General features: G+C 69.8%; 14 protein-coding genes and 1 pseudogene. 6 read left to right on the forward strand and 9 right to left on the reverse strand.

Translation table 11 applies throughout. The features are described 5' to 3' along the window. Positions 1 to 529: 529 nt before the first annotated feature. Positions 530 to 1,816 (forward strand): RNA 5'-3' helicase PhoH2, encoded by a 1,287-nt coding sequence (phoH2, locus tag BS329_RS12415; RefSeq protein WP_143253003.1) that lies wholly within the window; start codon positions 530 to 532, stop codon positions 1,814 to 1,816. Between the two features lie 28 nt (positions 1,817 to 1,844). On the opposite strand, the gene BS329_RS12420 is transcribed toward phoH2, so the two are convergent. Together BS329_RS12420 and guaB1 are read right to left on the reverse strand one after the other, a co-directional pair. Next, positions 1,845 to 2,870, reverse strand: a complete 1,026-nt coding sequence (locus tag BS329_RS12420; RefSeq protein ID WP_076160254.1) for a glycosyltransferase family 2 protein — start codon at positions 2,868 to 2,870, stop codon at positions 1,845 to 1,847. Between the two features lie 33 nt (positions 2,871 to 2,903). Continuing rightward, positions 2,904 to 4,343: a GMP reductase gene (gene guaB1, locus BS329_RS12425; RefSeq protein WP_076159560.1), complete on the reverse strand. Its 1,440-nt coding sequence runs from the start codon at positions 4,341 to 4,343 to the stop codon at positions 2,904 to 2,906. A gap of 35 nt (positions 4,344 to 4,378) precedes the next feature. Between guaB1 and BS329_RS12430 the strand changes: the two genes are divergently transcribed. Continuing rightward, positions 4,379 to 4,849 (forward strand): DUF309 domain-containing protein, encoded by a 471-nt coding sequence (locus tag BS329_RS12430; RefSeq protein ID WP_076159563.1) that lies wholly within the window; start codon positions 4,379 to 4,381, stop codon positions 4,847 to 4,849. A gap of 94 nt (positions 4,850 to 4,943) precedes the next feature. After that, complete coding sequence (locus tag BS329_RS12435; RefSeq protein ID WP_076159566.1) at positions 4,944 to 6,173, forward strand: NADH:flavin oxidoreductase/NADH oxidase family protein; 1,230 nt, start codon at positions 4,944 to 4,946, stop codon at positions 6,171 to 6,173. Here BS329_RS12435 and BS329_RS12440 read toward each other — a convergent pair. From BS329_RS12440 to BS329_RS12450, 3 genes are all read right to left on the reverse strand, one after another. After that, the gene (locus tag BS329_RS12440; protein WP_076159569.1) at positions 6,117 to 6,818 is read right to left on the reverse strand and encodes a Pr6Pr family membrane protein; all 702 of its coding nucleotides are present in this window, start codon (positions 6,816 to 6,818) and stop codon (positions 6,117 to 6,119) included. The two genes, BS329_RS12435 and BS329_RS12440, sit on opposite strands and share 57 nt — an antisense overlap. 166 nt (positions 6,819 to 6,984) lie before the next feature. Then, complete coding sequence (locus tag BS329_RS12445; protein WP_076159572.1) at positions 6,985 to 8,496, reverse strand: ATP-dependent DNA ligase; 1,512 nt, start codon at positions 8,494 to 8,496, stop codon at positions 6,985 to 6,987. Positions 8,497 to 8,547: 51 nt separating this feature from the next. Continuing rightward, positions 8,548 to 9,390, reverse strand: coding sequence for a helix-turn-helix transcriptional regulator (locus BS329_RS12450; RefSeq protein WP_076159575.1), 843 nt, complete (start codon positions 9,388 to 9,390; stop codon positions 8,548 to 8,550). 126 nt (positions 9,391 to 9,516) lie between these two features. On the opposite strand from BS329_RS12450, the gene BS329_RS12455 reads away from it, so the two are divergent. Beyond that, entirely contained in the window at positions 9,517 to 10,518 is a 1,002-nt protein-coding gene (locus tag BS329_RS12455) for a DMT family transporter (protein ID WP_244197121.1), read from the forward strand. Here BS329_RS12455 and BS329_RS44500 read toward each other — a convergent pair. Further along, positions 10,492 to 10,800: pseudogene (locus BS329_RS44500) on the reverse strand (SRPBCC family protein); the annotation flags it as partial. The gene BS329_RS12455 and the pseudogene BS329_RS44500 sit on opposite strands and share 27 nt — an antisense overlap. A gap of 44 nt (positions 10,801 to 10,844) precedes the next feature. Here BS329_RS44500 and BS329_RS12460 point away from each other — a divergent pair. Beyond that, the gene (locus BS329_RS12460) at positions 10,845 to 11,426 is read left to right on the forward strand and encodes a TetR/AcrR family transcriptional regulator (protein WP_076159578.1); all 582 of its coding nucleotides are present in this window, start codon (positions 10,845 to 10,847) and stop codon (positions 11,424 to 11,426) included. Here the strand turns inward: BS329_RS12460 and BS329_RS12465 are convergent. Then, positions 11,423 to 12,820: a class II fumarate hydratase gene (locus BS329_RS12465; protein WP_076159581.1), complete on the reverse strand. Its 1,398-nt coding sequence runs from the start codon at positions 12,818 to 12,820 to the stop codon at positions 11,423 to 11,425. The genes BS329_RS12460 and BS329_RS12465 overlap by 4 nt on opposite strands. Positions 12,821 to 12,933: 113 nt before the next feature. On the opposite strand from BS329_RS12465, the gene BS329_RS12470 reads away from it, so the two are divergent. After that, the gene (locus BS329_RS12470; protein WP_076159584.1) at positions 12,934 to 13,926 is read left to right on the forward strand and encodes an NAD(P)/FAD-dependent oxidoreductase; all 993 of its coding nucleotides are present in this window, start codon (positions 12,934 to 12,936) and stop codon (positions 13,924 to 13,926) included. A gap of 62 nt (positions 13,927 to 13,988) precedes the next feature. Here BS329_RS12470 and BS329_RS12475 read toward each other — a convergent pair whose 3' ends face one another. Together BS329_RS12475 and glpX are read right to left on the reverse strand one after the other, a co-directional pair. Further along, positions 13,989 to 14,762, reverse strand: a complete 774-nt coding sequence (locus tag BS329_RS12475; RefSeq protein ID WP_076159587.1) for a S1 family peptidase — start codon at positions 14,760 to 14,762, stop codon at positions 13,989 to 13,991. Between the two features lie 9 nt (positions 14,763 to 14,771). Continuing rightward, positions 14,772 to 15,842: a class II fructose-bisphosphatase gene (gene glpX / locus BS329_RS12480; RefSeq protein ID WP_076159590.1), complete on the reverse strand. Its 1,071-nt coding sequence runs from the start codon at positions 15,840 to 15,842 to the stop codon at positions 14,772 to 14,774. Positions 15,843 to 15,921 lie beyond the last annotated feature (79 nt).

A 15,921-nucleotide genomic window follows, 5' to 3' on the forward strand; every position in this document is an offset into this window, starting at 1 on the left:
AAGCCCGAGTTCGATCAGGTGAACGCCCTCTGTCGCGTTGATCCATCCGGGTCACGTCGAAGAGCGTCCCTGAATGGTGATCATCACTACTTATCGTGACGGTGACCAGGCGTTGATGTCCCGCGACCGACAGTGAGATGACGGTTTGGCGAATCACCGTGGTGGCTGCCTGCGCGATCGCCCGGACGCAGGTACCTTCCGGAAGTGAGGGTTCGCGTCCCATGCGGACTCTCACGGGAGGCCCTGGTCGTGGCAGTTGTCGACAGGGCGGCACAGCCGCCCAGTGGATGCACGAGGGGGCCGGCACCCGGCCCTCGTGGCCGAGCCGTCTGACGCGGAAGGCGTCGGAAGGAGCGGTTGGCCAGGGAAGTGCCCGGCCCAGCGAGTGCGGGCGTGGTGCCACGCCCACGAGGGAGATGCCGTCGTGACTGCGCAGCGTTCACCCCGCAAGGCCTCTGGCCGTTCTTCGACCGGTGCCCCTGGCCCGGAGAAAGCCTCGATCTCGCCCGAATCCCAGCGGTCCACTTACGTGCTCGACACGTCGGTCCTGCTCTCTGACCCCTGGTCGGTGACCCGTTTCGCCGAACACGCGGTCGTGCTCCCGCTGGTCGTCATCAGTGAACTGGAGGCGAAACGTCACCATCCCGAACTGGGCTGGTTCGCGCGTGAAGCGCTTCGCATGCTCGACGACCTGCGTCGTCAGCACGGGAGGCTCGACGCGCCGATCCCGATCGGTGAGCACGGCGGCACCCTGCAGGTGGAGTTGAACCACTCCGACCCCACGGTGCTCCCGGTCGGCTTCCGCACCGACTCCAACGACCACCGCATCCTCGCCTGCGCGCTCAACCTGGCGGCGGAACGCGCGTCGGTCACGCTGGTGACCAAGGACATCCCCCTGCGTGTCAAAGCGGGCGCCGTCGGCCTGGAGGCCGACGAGTACCGCGCGCAGGAGGTGACGCCCTCGGGCTGGACGGGGATGGCGGACGTGGACGTCCCGCAGACCCTGGTCGACGCGCTGTTCAGCGGCCCTTCCGTCGATCCGGCGGAGTTCGGGATGCCCGAGGTCGGCGAACTGCCCTGTCACACCGGCCTGAGGCTGCTGGCGGGCAGTTCGAGCGCGCTGGGCCGGGTCACCGCGGACAAGCGGATCCGGCTCGTGCGGGGTGACAAGGAGGCGTTCGGGCTGCACGGCCGTTCGGCCGAGCAGCGGGTGGCGCTGGATCTCCTGCTGGACTCCGACGTCGGCATCGTCTCGCTGGGCGGGCGCGCCGGTACGGGTAAGTCGGCGCTCGCGCTCTGCGCGGGGCTGGAGTCGGTGATGGAACGCCGCCAGCACCGCAAGGTCGTGGTGTTCCGGCCGGTGTACGCGGTCGGCGGCCAGGAACTGGGCTACCTGCCCGGTTCCGAGAGCGAGAAGATGCAGCCGTGGGCGCAGGCGGTGTTCGACACCCTCGGCGGGCTGGTCAGCCAGGACGTCCTCGACGAGGTCTTCGACCGCGGCATGCTCGAGGTGCTCCCGCTGACGCACATCCGCGGGCGGTCGCTGCACGACACGTTCGTCATCGTCGACGAGGCGCAGTCGTTGGAGCGCAACGTGCTCCTGACCGTGCTTTCGCGGCTCGGCACGGCTTCGCGGGTCGTGCTCACGCATGACGTCGCGCAGCGCGACAACCTGCGGGTCGGACGGCACGACGGTGTTTCGGCGGTGATCGAGAAGCTCAAGGGGCATCCGCTGTTCGCGCACGTCACGCTGACCCGTTCCGAGCGTTCGCCGATCGCGGCGCTCGTCACCGAGATGCTGGAGGACCACGGTTAGCCGATCGGGGAGTCCCTTGGGGACAGTCCTAAAGGGACTCCCCGTGCTTCCCTCGCACCGCGGCGAAATCGGCGTCGTAGGTAGGGCCGTGGGAAAGGCGGTCCGGCGCGGCCGTGGAATAGAAACACGAGATCGCCGGGATGACGAACGGGTCGCGATCGGCGGTGAGGCTCAGCAGGAGATCCCAGTCGTCCATTTCGACCAGTGATTCGTCGAAGCGGGCTTCTTCGAGGCCCGCGCGATGGGCGACGGCGCCGGTGTCGGCGAGGTTCTCCTTGAGCAGGGCCCCACGGCTGTACGGCTTCAGCAGCAGGCTCGGCAGCCCTTCGACGTCGTCGATGACGTACCCGCCGTACGCGACGGTGACCTCCGGGTGCTCGCCGAACGCCCAGGCCAAGGCCTTGAGCCACAAAGGATGCATCGTGTTGTCGTCGTCCAGGTAGGCGACGACGTCACCGGTCGTTTCGGCGAGCGCGGCGTTGCGTGCGGCGCTGACCCGGTGGTGTGCCACGCGAATCGTGCGGATACGCGGATCTTCGAGGGCCGCGAGCACCTTGGGCGTGGAGTCCGAACTGGCGTCGTCCGCGACCACCAGTTCCCAGTTCCGATAGTGCTGCGCCTGCACCGACGCGATCGCGCGGGGCAGCAGGGTGGCGCGGTCGTGCGTCGGCAGGACGACCGAGATCTTCGGCGTGGTGGTGAGTTCCAGCGGTTCGAGCCACTGGGTGAAGGTCTGGACGGCGCGGGCCGCTTCGAGCTTTTCGGTCCGGAGATGCAGGCCTTCGAACGCGGTGTCGTGGCTGTCGAGCCAGCCGTCGAGCGCTTCCTGTCTGGCCTCGATGGCTTCCTGTTTGGCCTCGACGGTGGTGGTGCGCGCGGCGCCGTCCCGCAACGCCCGGCCGTGGTCCTCCAGCCAGGCGGTGTGGTGGTCCAGCACCGCGCGCAACCGGTCCAGTTCCGCGGCCTGGTCCGCGACCGTGGACCTCAGCGCGGCGATTTCCTCTGTGTGGCGGCGGTCCACCGCCGCCGCCGCGATTCGTCTCAGGGGCTTCACCCGGTGCACCCTAGTGCTTTCAGGGCTCGGAGATCACCAGCCGGCGGGCAGCGGCCGCCCTTCCGCGAAGCCCGCGGCCGACTGGATGCCGAGCAGCGCGCGCTCGTGGAACTCCTCCAGCGTCCTCGCGCCCGCGTACGTGCAGGCCGAGCGGACGCCGGAACCGATGGAGTCGAGCAGGTCTTCGACGCCGGGGCGAGCCGGGTCCAGCGCCATCCGGGACGCCGAGATGCCCTCTTCGAACAGACCCTTCTTGGCGCGCTCGAAGACGTTGTCCGTGCGGGTGCGGGCGCCGACGGCGCGCTTCGACGCCATGCCGAACGATTCCTTGTACGGCTTGCCCTGTTCGTCGTGGCGCAAGTCGCCGGGGGATTCGTGGGTACCGGCGAACCACGAGCCGACCATGGCCGAGGACGCGCCGGCGGCCAGCGCGAGCGCGACGTCACGCGGGTGCCGCACCCCGCCGTCCGCCCAGACGTGCTTGCCCAGTTCCCGGGCCGCGGCCGCGCATTCGGCGACGGCGGAGAACTGCGGGCGGCCGACGCCGGTCATCATCCGCGTCGTGCACATGGCGCCGGGGCCGACACCGACCTTGACGACGTCCGCGCCCGCGTGGATCAGGTCGCGCGTGCCCTCCGCGGTGACCACGTTCCCGGCGACCACCGGGACCTGAGGGTTCACCGACCGGACGGCCTTGAGCGCGGAGATCATCTTCTCCTGGTGGCCGTGTGCGGTGTCGACGACCAGTACGTCGACACCCGCCGCCAGGACGGCCTCGGCCTTCGCCGCGACGTCGCCGTTCACGCCGATCGCGGCGGCGACGCGCAGATTCCCGCCGCCGTCGACGGCCGGGGTGTAGATCTCCGCGCGCAGCGCCGCGATCTCGGTCAGGACGCCCGCCAGCCTGCCGTTTTCGTCGGTGCCGAGCGCGAGACGGCCGCCGTGGGCGTGCAGGCGCTCGAACACCTCGCGCGGCGGGGTGCCCAACGGGACCGTGACGAGCGCGGGCTCCGCGACGTCACCGAGCCGCGCGAAGCGGTCGACACCGGCGCACGCCGCTTCGTCGACGACGCCGACCGGCTTGCCGTCCTCGTCCACCACGACGACGGCGCCGTGGGCGCGTTTGCCGACCAGGTTCAGCGCGTCGGCCACCGCGTCCCCGCCGGTCAGCACGAGCGGGGTGTCCCAGACGGTGTGACGGCTCTTCACCCAGGTGACGATGTCGGCGACAGCGGCCGTGTCGACGTCCTGCGGGAGTACGACGAGCCCGCCGCGCCGGGCGACCGTCTCGGCCATCCGGCGACCGGCGACGGCGGTCATGTTGGCCACCACGATCGGGATCGTCGCGCCGGTGCCGTCCACAGTGGACAGGTCGACGTCGAAGCGGGACTCCACGTCCGAACGGTTCGGCAAGAGGAACACGTCGTCGTAGGTCAGGTCGTGAGCGGGCCGATGCCCGTCGAGAAAGCGCACGAGGCCCCAGGATACCCGCGTGGGACAATGACGGCATGACCGACCGGGACCGCGACGAAGCCGGACGAGCCCGCAACGCACGCCCTCGTGACGGTCTCGGCAGGCCGCTCCCGTACGGCGCCGACGGTGTCGAGCGGCAGCCCGAGGGCATCGAGCGGGCCCCCGAGGACACCATCGCCGAGGCCCAGCGCCTGCTCGACGCGGGCCGTCCGTTCCACGCGCACGAGGTGTTCGAGGACGCGTGGAAGGCCGCCGACGGGGCGGAGCGGGAGCTGTGGCGCGCTCTCGCGCAGCTCGCCGTCGGCCTGACCCATGTGGCCAGGGGCAACGGCAACGGCGCGGTCTCGCTGCTGGAGCGCGGCGCGGACAACATCGAGCCGTTTCGCGAGGCCAGGCCGCACGGGATCGACATCCCCGGATTGCAGGCTTGGGCGCGGGAGATGGCCGACGAGGTGAAGGTGCGCGCACGGGTGGAGCCGGTCGCGCCTCGGTTACTGGGCCAATAGCACCGTCTCGCCGCACCTTGAGTACTGGACATACCGCGGGTATGTTACTTCGAGTAGGGATACTGCTCGGTAGGTAACGGCGGGAGGACACGCGATGAGCGAGCCCAAGGAACTGCTGGCCGAACCGCTGAAACTGCGGTGCGGCGCGATCCTGCCGAATCGGCTGGCCAAGGCCGCGCTGAGCGAGCAGCTCGGTGACCGCCGCAACCGGCCGACCGCCGAACTGGCCGAGCTGTACCGGACGTGGGCGCGAGGCGGGGCCGGGACGCTGATCACCGGCAACGTCATGGTCGACCCCACCGCGCTCGGCGAGCCCCGCAACGTCGCCGTGCCCCGGGAGCCGGACGCGACCGGGTTCACGCCCTGGGCCCGGTCGGCGGACGGGACCGAGACCCGGTTGTGGGTCCAGCTCAACCACCCGGGGCGCCAGAGCCCGCGGTTCCTGTCCAGGCAGCCGGTCGCACCGTCCGCGGTGCCGTTCGGCGACCGCGGTATCCGTTCGGTGTTCGCGACGCCGAGGGCGCTGACCGGCGACGAGATCGAAGCGATCATCGACCGGTTCGGCGTGGCCGCGCGCACCGTCGCCGACGCCGGGTTCACCGGCGTCCAGATCCACGGCGCGCACGGCTATCTCGTGTCGCAGTTCCTTTCGCCGCTCACCAACCAGCGCACCGACGGCTGGGGCGGTGACGCCCAGCGGCGGCGCCGGTTCCTGCTCGAAGTGGTCGCTCGCGTGCGCGGCGAGGTCGGTGACTCCGTGCCGATCGCGGTCAAGCTCAACAGCGCGGATTTCCAGCGCGGCGGGTTCAGCGAGGAGGAATCGCTCGAAGTCGTCCGTGAGCTGGGGGAGGCGGGCATCGACCTGCTGGAGGTCTCCGGCGGCACCTACGAGAAGGCCGCCATGATGGGTTCCGGCAAGGCGAGCACGGTCCGCCGTGAGGCCTACTTCCTCGACTACGCCACGAAAGCGCGGCAGGTCACCGACGTCGCGCTGATGGTCACCGGCGGTTTCACCAGCCCGGAAGGGATGGCGGACGCGCTGCGCTCCGGCGCGCTGGACGTGATCGGTCTCGGCAGGCCGCTGATCGTCGATCCGGCGCTGCCCGGCCGTCTGCTGGGCGGCGAGGACGTCCGTGCCGAACGCGGGGCCCCGAAGACCGGCATCCGGCTGGCGGACAGCCTGCTCGAGATCCAGTGGCACACCCAGCAGATGCACCGGGTGGCCGCCGGGAAACCGGTGGACCGGCGGCTCGGCGTGGTGCGGACGCTAGTGCGCGCCGGCGTCGCCGATCCGCTCAACGCCTTCCGCCGGGTCCGGGGCTAGGTAGTCGTCCGGTTCGTCCCTACGGCTGAAGGTGCCGTCGAAACCGACCGCGGCCGCCGCGAGGCCGAGGAACAGCACACCGATCAGCACGCAGTTGAAGGCGACGGCACCGTAGCCGTTGACGCCCGGGTCGACGAACGGATACGGGTGGAACCCGGTGATCGCGCCACGCACCAGCGTGACCGCGAGCCAGCCCAGCGGGTACAGCAGCGACCAGGACAGGACCCGCCACGACAACTGGCCGCGTGGCCCGAACAGCAGCCAGCCCGCGACGCACATCAGCGGCGACACCTTGTGCAGCATCGTGTCGGCGAACACGGCCCAGCCGTGCAATTCGTAGAGGTCGGCGAGCGCGACCTGGAAGACGACGCCGGTCACGGTGATGCCGACGAGGCCGGTGAGCCTCAGGACACCGAAGAGGGCCGACCGGCCCGCGGTGCCGAGCGCGAGCAGCAGGCAGGCGATGCCGACCAGGATGTTCGAGTCGATGGTGAAGAAGGCCAGCAGGTTGGCCACCCGCCCGGCCGGGGTCTCGAAGGTGCCGCCCGTGGCGCCCGCCGAGACCGGGATCTGCGCGGCGAGGCCGGCGATCACCACCAGTGCCGTCGCGCCGAACCAGGCACGCGCGATCTTGGAAGCCTGCATTCTGCCTACTTTATGGGTGACCGGGCCGGTACGTCCCGTCACCGCCGCAAGCCGCCACTCGATCGGGCGCCCCTTCGTCGCGATTCGTCCTCTGGTTGCGGTAGTTGGTAGCGCGAACTACCGCAACCAGAGGACGAATCGCGGGCTACCCCCGGGGGGCACTCACTCAAGGTTTTAGGAGGGCCCGCACGGTGTCGATGGTGTCGGCGTCGGCGGCCTCCTTGTCGGGCCGGTAGCGCACGACCCGCGCGAAGCGCAGCGCCAGCCCACCCGGATACCGCGTGCTCACCTGGGCCCCGTCGAGTTCGATCTCGACGACGATCTCCGGCCGGACGTGCACCACCCAGTCCGTGCGGTGGGTCTCGATCTCCTGGAACGTCTTCGTCTGCCAGGCCAGCAGTTCGTCGGTCATGCCCTTGAACGTCTTGCCGACCATGATCGGCGGCCCGCCGTCGGGGTCGCGCGCGCCGAGATGCAGGTTCGACAGCTTGCCGGTGCGCCTGCCGTGTCCCCATTCCGCGGCGAGCACGACGAGGTCGATCGTGTGCACCGGTTTCACCTTGAGCCACGCGCGCCCGCGACGGCCCGCCGCGTACGGCGACGCGAGATCCTTGACCATCACGCCTTCGTGTCCGGCGGCCATCGCGGCTTCCAGCACTCCCTCCGCCGAAGCGGGCGCGATCTCACCAGGGATGACGTGCTCGCCCGCGACCTTGTGCAGGGCGGTGTTCCGTTCGGAAAGGGGCGTGTCCAGCAGATCGACGCCGTCCAGATGCAGGCAATCGAAGAAGTACGGCCGCAACAGCAGGGCCTTGACCTGCTCCTCGCGGGTGCTGCCGAAGCGGCTCATCGTCTCCTGGAACGGCCTCGGCCTGCCGTCGTCGGTCAGCGCCAGCGTCTCGCCGTCGAGCACCACCGACGTGCAAGGCAGCGAGCGCACCAGGTCCACCAGTTCGCCGACGCTGCCGGTGATTTCCCGCAGTGTCCGCGTGTAGACGTGCACCTCGTCGCCGTCGCGGTGGACCTGTATCCGCGCTCCGTCCATCTTGTACTCGACCAGCGCCTCGGCGTGCTCGGTGATCGCCTCCTCCAGCGACTCCGCGGGCGAAGCCAGCATCGGCCGGATCGGCGTGCCCAGCGCCAGTTTGAACTCCGCGAGCCGCTCCCGGCCGCCGGTCATCGCCGCCAGACCCGTCACCGGTAGCTGCCCGGACAGCATGAACGCCCGCCGCACGTCCTCGGCCGGGATCTCGGACGCCGCCGCGATCGCGTCCACCATGATCCCTTCGAGCGCGCCCTGCCGCAGCTCGCCGGTGAGCAGCCGGAACAGGAACTCCTGCTCGGCTTTGGTCATCTTGGTGAACAGCGCCCGCAACGTCTCCGCGCGCAGCTTCACCGATCCCGAACCGGACGCCGCCCCCACCGTGCCGAGTGCCGTGTCGACCTCGGCCACGGACAACGACGGTTCGGCGGCCGGAGTCGCGTCCAGTTCGGCCAACGTCCGCCAGCCGGTGCCGATGCGGCCCTGCGTCGGCTGCCCGGTGAGGAACGCGACCACCGCCGGAAGCTCCGGCTCACCGGCGGCGCGCAGCAGCGCGGCCAGGGTGGCGATCTTCGCCTTCCTGGACCTCGTGGCGGCCAACTCGGCCGACGCGGTCACCACCGCGGTGAACAACATGGGTCCATCATGACCCCGGGCACCGACAGTTTCGCGTTGAAGCCGGGCCGCTCAAGCGTGAGCGGGATTCGTCACCCAGCTGGCGAGCAGGCCGAGCGCCCGTTCGCTGTCGGAGCCGGGCTCGGCCGTGTAGACAACCAGTGCCTGATCCGGGTCGTCGGGCAGCCGCAGCGTCTCGTAGCGCAGCCGGAGTTCGCCCACCACCGGGTTGATCATCACCTTCCACGCGTGCGCCTTCTCGCGCACGGTGTGCTTCGCCCAAAGCTTCCGGAACTCCTCACTGCCGAGTGAGAGTTCGCCGACCAGCCGCGCGAGGTACGGGTCGTCCGGGTACTTCCCGCTCTCGGCGCGAAGGTTCGCGACGACCTCCTTCGCGACCGTCTCCCACTCCGGGTGCAGCTCGCGGGCGTGCTCGTCGAGGAAGAACATCTTCGGGATGTTGCGCTCGCCGGGCGGACAGGCGGCGAAGTCGAAGGACAGCGCGGAGCCGAGCGCATTCCAGGCCAGCACGTCCAGGTACCGGCCGAAGACGAACGCCGGGGAGTGGAGGGCGTTCAGCATCGTCCGCAGTTCCGGCCGGACCCGCTGAGCCCGGGGCCGGGCGACGCGTTGGCGTTTCGGGGTGGCCAGGTTCCGCAGGTAGGTCTTTTCGTCGCGGTGCAAGCGCAGCGCCCGGCTCAGCGAATCGAGGACGGAATCGGACACGTTCCGCGCCCGGCCCTGTTCGAGCCGCGTGTAGTAGTCGACGCTGATCCCGGCCAGCTGCGCCAGCTCCTCGCGCCGCAGCCCGGCGACGCGGCGCTGGTTGAACCCCGTCGGCAGGCCGAGGTCCGCCGGGTCCAGCGCGGCCCTGCGCGCCTTGAGGAAGTCGCCCAGTTCGGCCGTGTCGTTCATGTCGACGAGTATCTCGGAAGTCGGGGGCCGCGTGCCTGGTCCTGTCAGACCCAGGTACTTATGGTCCTGTCCACTGCTCAGGTTCTGGCTCTGTGCCGAAGACCAAAAGACCGACATCGTGGAGCCGTGGACAGTGAACGAAGAAGTGTGACGATCGGCGTACTGGGGGTGCTGATCGTCGGCGCGTCCGTGCCGGTGACGGGAATGCTCGACGGCTACCCGGTGATCACCGGGCAGGCGCTGCGTTACGCGCTGGCGGGAGCGCTCCTGCTGGCGTGGGCGCGGCTGACCGGCCGTCCGTTGCCGCTGCCCGGCCCGCGTGACGTGCCGTCGCTGATCGCGCTCGCCGCGACCGGGATGATCGGGTTCCAGGCGTGCCTGCTGTTCGCGCAGCGCTACGCCGAACCCGGCCTGGTCGCCGCGTTCCTCGGCGGCACACCGCTCGTGCTGGCGCTCGCCGGCCCGCTGGCGAAGGGGCAACGGCCCTCGTGGGCGCCGGTGACCGGGGCGGTGCTCGCCGGACTCGGGATCGCGGTGCTCTCCGGCGGCGGTGCGGCGCGCTGGCAGGGACTGGTGCTCGCGGCGTTGGCGATGGTGTGCGAAGCGCTGTTCACGTTGCTCGCCGTCGGCGTGCTCGACAGGCTCGGGCCGCTGGCGACCGCGACGTGGAGTTGTTGTACCGCGGGCGTCGGCGGCGCGGTGGCCGGCACGATCGCCGACCCGTCCAGCGCCTGGGTGTGGCCGGACGGGCGTGAACTGATCGCGCTCGGCTATCTGACGGTCGTCGTCACGGCGATCGCGTTTCTTCTTTGGTACTCGGCGGTTTCGGCGCTGGGCGCGGACCGGGCCGGGGTGCTGGTCGGGCTCATGCCGGTCTCCGGGCTCGCCGTCTCGCTCCTGATGGGAATGCAGGATTTCCGTGTCTCCCAGGTGATCGGTGTCGCGCTGGTGTCATCGGGCGTCGTGATCGGCTTGCGCCGCCGCGAGTTCGGTGAGCCGCGCGCCTTTGACGCCGAAGTGCCTCACGACGTCGCCGCCGATGATCGCGACCATGACCGCGCGCAGCGGTCCGGTGAAGGTGACCTTCTGGACGAACTCCGTCCCGCCGTCGACCGCGGTCAGGCGTAGCACGAGATCCATGGCACCGAGCGGAATCGGCTGGCGGATGGCGATCTCGCGGTCCTGGACCAGGGACGTGATGGTGAACGGCTCGGCGACCCGTGAGTGCACGCGGCCGCGGAATCCGTTCGGTACGAGGAATCCGGTCGAGCCCACCTCGGCGGGGCCGTGCAGGTCGACGCCGACGAGGTCCGGATCCCAGGCTGGCCACCGGGTGAAGTCGGCCAGTGCGGCCCAGAGACCGGACGGACGGCAGGGCAGGATTTCGCGGGAGGTTCTGGTCCAGGTCATACCCCGACGATATATGGAACTATCAGTCTCGTAAACTGGGCCGCATGACACGAGGCAGGCCGAGGGAAGAGGGAATCGACGTGGCGGTCCGCGAAGCCGTGCGAGCACTGCTGACCGAATCCGGTTACCAGCGCTGCACGATCGACGCGGTCGCGGTGCGGGCGGGGGTCGGCAAGGCCGCGGTGTACCGGCGGTGGCGGTCCAAGGCGGAACTCGTGTTCGCCGCGGTGATCCATCCGGAGGAGCTCGAAGCGCCGGAGGACACCGGTTCGCTGCGCGGGGACGTGGCGGCGGTTCTCGAGGTTATCGAGTCCTCTTTGGACAGTGCTGAACTGCGGCAGGCGCTGCCGTCACTGCTCGCCGACGTCCGGGCGGATCCGGTGCTGGAGGCGCGGTTCGGCGAGGTGTTCCTCGAGCGTGAGCGCGGTTATCTGGTCCTGATGCTGGATCGGGCCGTCGCGAGAGGAGAACTCTCACGGCGGCCCGATCCGGCGCTCGTCCACGCGATGCTGCTCGGGCCGGTGCTGACGTGGCTGCACCTGTTCACCGAACCGCTCCCCTCGATCGGGTTGGCGGCTTCGCTCGCTTCACCGCTCCATGCGGCTGTGGTCGCTCTCGGTGCTTAGCGTCCTCCGCGCGCCATCCGGAGCACGTCGAGAGCTTCGTCCAGCTGGGCTTCGGTGAGTTTGCCGTTCGCGACGTGACCGCGTTCGATCACGACCTCGCGGATCGTCTTCAGCTCCTTGAGGGCCTGCTTCGCGATGGCGGCGGCCTCTTCGTAGCCGATGTAGGAGTTGAGCGGGGTCACGATCGACGGCGAACCCTCGGCGTACTCCCGCGCGCGGTCGGCGTTCACCGTCACACCCGCGAAAACCTTGTCCGCCAGCAGTCGCGAGACCGCCGCGAGCAGCCGTGCCGATTCGAGCACGTTGCGCGCGATGACCGGCAGGTTCACGTTGAGCTGGAAATTGCCCGCCGCGCCGGCGAAGGCGACCGCGGCGTCGTTCCCGATCACCTGCGCGACGACCTGCAGCGTCGCCTCCGGGATCACCGGGTTCACCTTGCCCGGCATGATCGAGGAGCCCGGCTGGAGATCCGGCAGCGCCAGTTCGGCGAGCCCGGTGCGCGGGCCGGAACCCAGCCAGCGCAGGTCGTTCGCGATCTTGTTGAGCGACACCGCGACCGTGCGCAGATGGCCCGAAGTCTCGACGACGCTGTCCTGCGTCGCCTGAGCCTCGAAGTGGTCGCGCGCCTCGGTCAACGGAAGTCCGGTCACCGAAGCCAGTTCTCGCGAAACGGCCGCGCCGAAGCCCTCGGGCGCGTTCAGCCCGGATCCGACCGCGGTGCCGCCGATCGGCAGCTCACCGAGTCGCGGCAGGCCCGACTTCAGGCGCTCGACTCCGAATCGGACCTGCGACGCCCACGCGCCCGCCTCCTGGCCGAAGGTGATCGGGACGGCGTCCATCAGATGGGTGCGGCCGGACTTCACGATGTCCGCCCAGTCCGCCGCCCGCTTCGTGATCGCGGCGTCCAGGTACTCCAGAGCGGGGATCACGTCCGAGAGCACTGCTTCCGTCGCGGCGACGTGGATCGTCGTCGGGAAGGTGTCGTTGGAGGACTGCGAAGCGTTGACGTGGTCGTTCGGGTGGACGTCGCGGCCCAGCGCCTTCGACGCGAGCGTCGCGATGACCTCGTTGGCGTTCATGTTCGACGAGGTCCCGGAACCGGTCTGGAACACGTCGATCGGGAAATGCGCGTCGTGCTTGCCGTCGGCGACCTCGTCGGCGGCCTTCGCGATCGCCTCGGCGACGTCGGCGTCCAGCACGCCGAGTTTCGCGTTGACGCGCGCGGCGGCCGCCTTCAGCAGGCCGAGCGCGCGGATCTGGGCGCGCTCCAGGCCCCGGCCGGAGATCGGGAAGTTCTCGACGGCGCGCTGCGTCTGCGCGCGGTAGAGGGCCTCGACGGGGACGCGCACCTCACCCATGGTGTCGTGTTCGATCCGGTATTCCTGTTCAGCCATGCCTCAAGTTTCGCGCAGTGACCCCCGGCGCGCTCCGTGTCTTTGGGCACGCGAGGGCTAGGATCGATTGTGTTCTCGATCACGCCGCCCACCACCGGCCGGGAGAGTGCCGAATGAGCGAGTCCGCTGGGGAAACGTCGTACGACCTCGTCATCATCGGGGCAGGTCCGACGGGCCTTTTCGCCGCCTACTACGCGGGATTCCGCGGCCTTTCGATGGCCGTCGTGGATTCACTGCCGGAGGCGGGTGGTCAGGTCACCGCGATGTACCCCGAAAAGATGATCTACGACGTCGGCGGGTTCGCCGAGATCCGGGGACGGGATCTGGTGCAGGGCCTGCTCGACCAGGCGGCGCCGTGGAAGCCCGCGTATCTGCTCGGACGCAAGGCCGAAAAGCTCGAAAGCGTCGAGGACGGCATCACCATCACCCTCGACGGCGGGCAGGCCCTGCGCGCCGGGGCGGTGCTGATCACCGCCGGGATCGGCGAGTTCACCCCGCGCCCGCTGCCCGCCGGGAACGGCTGGCTCGGCCGCGGCATGGTCCACTTCGTGCCCGCGCTGCGAGCGCACGCCGGCCAGCACGTGGTCGTCGTCGGCGGCGGGGACTCGGCGTTCGACTGGGTGCTCGCCCTGCACCCGGTCGCCGCGAGCGTCACCCTCGTGCACCGGCGCGCCAAGTTCCGCGCGGCCGAGTCGATCGTGCGGCAGGCGCGAGAACTCGGCGTGCGGATCGTCACCGATGCCGAAGTCACCCGGTTCCTCGACCGCGACGGTGCGCTGGCGGAGGTCGAAATCCAGGTCAAGGGCGCAGAGGCGGCGGAGGTGCTGCCCGCCGATTCGGTGGTCGCCGCGCTCGGTTTCACCGCCGATCTCGGGCCGATCGAAAGCTGGGGGCTGAAGATCGACCACCGCGCGATCGCCGTCGACTCGACCATGGCGACCCCGCGCGAACGGGTCTACGCGGCGGGCGACGTCGCGGCGTACCCGGGTAAGGTGAAGCTGATCGCGACCGGGTTCGGGGAAGCGGCGACGGCGGTCAACAACATCGCGGTCCTGCTGGATCCGGACGCGCATCTTTTCCCCGGTCACTCCAGCAACGCGGAGTAGCGAAGTGTTATGAACGGTCCGTTCATAACAAATTCTGTTATGAACGGACCGTTCATAACACTTTAAGCGGGCGAAGTAGGCGAAGCGGTCTTCTCCGCGATCCACTGCGCGTAAGCCACCACCGAAGTCGCGATCGACGGCGACGTCGCGCACACCGGGTCCGCGTTACCCGGGCGGCTGATCGCGCCCAGCAGCACCCACTTCTCGGCCACCTTGGCGACTTCGGGACCGCCCGAATCGCCGTAGCACGAACCCGAATTCCCGCCCGGGTTGTCGGTGCACAGTTCGACGGCGCCGTCGAACTTCGCCGTGCAGCGCGCGCCTTCGACGATCTTCGTGTCCAGTTGCAGCAACTTCGCCGGACCCTTGCCACAGCCCGAAGTCGGGCACGTCTGACCCCAGCCGAGCAGCCGCGTCGGCGTCCCCGGCGCCACGACGGCACCCACCGGGACCGGCGCCGCCTTCACCGGTGCGGCCAGCCGCACCACGGCGAGATCGCCGCCCGCGTGCTCGGGATCGGGGTTGTAGGAGGGGTAGACGATGATCTCGACGAGTTTCGCGAGCTCGCCACCCTGGGTGTTGTCGTTGCTGCCGATCCGCGCGCTCAGGTTCGCCGGGTTCTTGCCCTCGACACAGTGCCCCGCCGTCACCAGCCAGTCCGATGCGATCAGCGCGCCGCCGCAGAAAGCCTTACCGGAGGCCGAATGCAGCGACGCGATGAACGGATACGGCTCGTCGGCCTCTCTGCCGCCGACGAGGTCGCCCGCACCCGTGGCCTGTCCGACCGGCGTGAGGACCATCGCCGCGAACAGGACCACGAGCACGCGCTTGAGCACGGATTCTCCTTAGGGGAGCGGGGGAATTACGTCGTCTTCCAGTGAATCGTCGAGGTGGCCGTCGAAGTTGACGGACGAGTACGAGCGGAGTTTGGTCAGCCGGTGGTAGCCGTCGATCATCCGGACGGTGCCGGACTTCGAGCGCATCACGATCGACTGGGTGGTCGCGCCGCCCGCGCGGTAGTGCACGCCGCGCAGCAGGTCGCCGTCGGTGACGCCGGTGGCGCAGAAGAACACGTTGTCGCCGCGGACGAGGTCGTCGTTGCCGAGCACGCGGTCGAGGTCGTGGCCCGCCGCCAGCGCCTTCTCGCGCTCCGCGTCGTCCTTCGGCCACAGGCGGCCCTGGAGTTCGCCGCCGAGGCACTTCATCGCGCAGGCGGCGATGATGCCTTCGGGGGTGCCGCCGATACCGAGCAGCATGTCGACGCCGGTGCTCGGCCGGGCCGCGGCGATCGCGCCGGCGACGTCGCCGTCGGAGATGAACCGGATGCGGGCGCCCGCGTCGCGGACCTCCTTGATCAGCTGTTCGTGCCGCGGCCGGTCGAGGATGCACACGGTGACGTCGGAAACGCTGGAGTTCTTGGCCTTCGCGACCCGGCGGATGTTCTCCGCGACCGGGGCGGCCAGGTCGACCTTGCCCGCGGCGTCCGGGCCGACGGCGAGCTTCTCCATGTAGAACACCGCGGACGGGTCGAACATCGCGCCGCGTTCGGCGACCGCGAGTACGGCCAGCGCGTTCGGCATGCCCTTGGCCATCAGGGTTGTCCCGTCGACCGGGTCGACCGCGACGTCGCAGTCCGGCCCGTCGCCGTTGCCGACCTCTTCCCCGTTGAACAGCATCGGGGCTTCGTCCTTCTCGCCTTCGCCGATGACGACCACGCCGCGCATCGACACGGTCGAGACCAGCTGGCGCATCGCGTCCACGGCGGCGCCGTCTCCGCCGATCTTGTCCCCCCGCCCCACCCAGCGGCCCGCGGCCATCGCGGCGGCTTCGGTCACGCGGACCAGTTCCATCGCGAGGTTGCGATCGGGCGCTTCACGGCGTCGAGAAGAGCTGGCGGACGAGGTGGGGGTGGGCATGAGGCCTCCCGGGTCAGGAACTCGGCGGGGTCTCAGTCTCTCAGATACCCACGGTGGTTCGGTGGCTCAAGAGCATGGT

It is taken from the genome of Amycolatopsis coloradensis, assembly GCF_001953865.1.
GTDB lineage: Bacteria > Actinomycetota > Actinomycetes > Mycobacteriales > Pseudonocardiaceae > Amycolatopsis > Amycolatopsis coloradensis.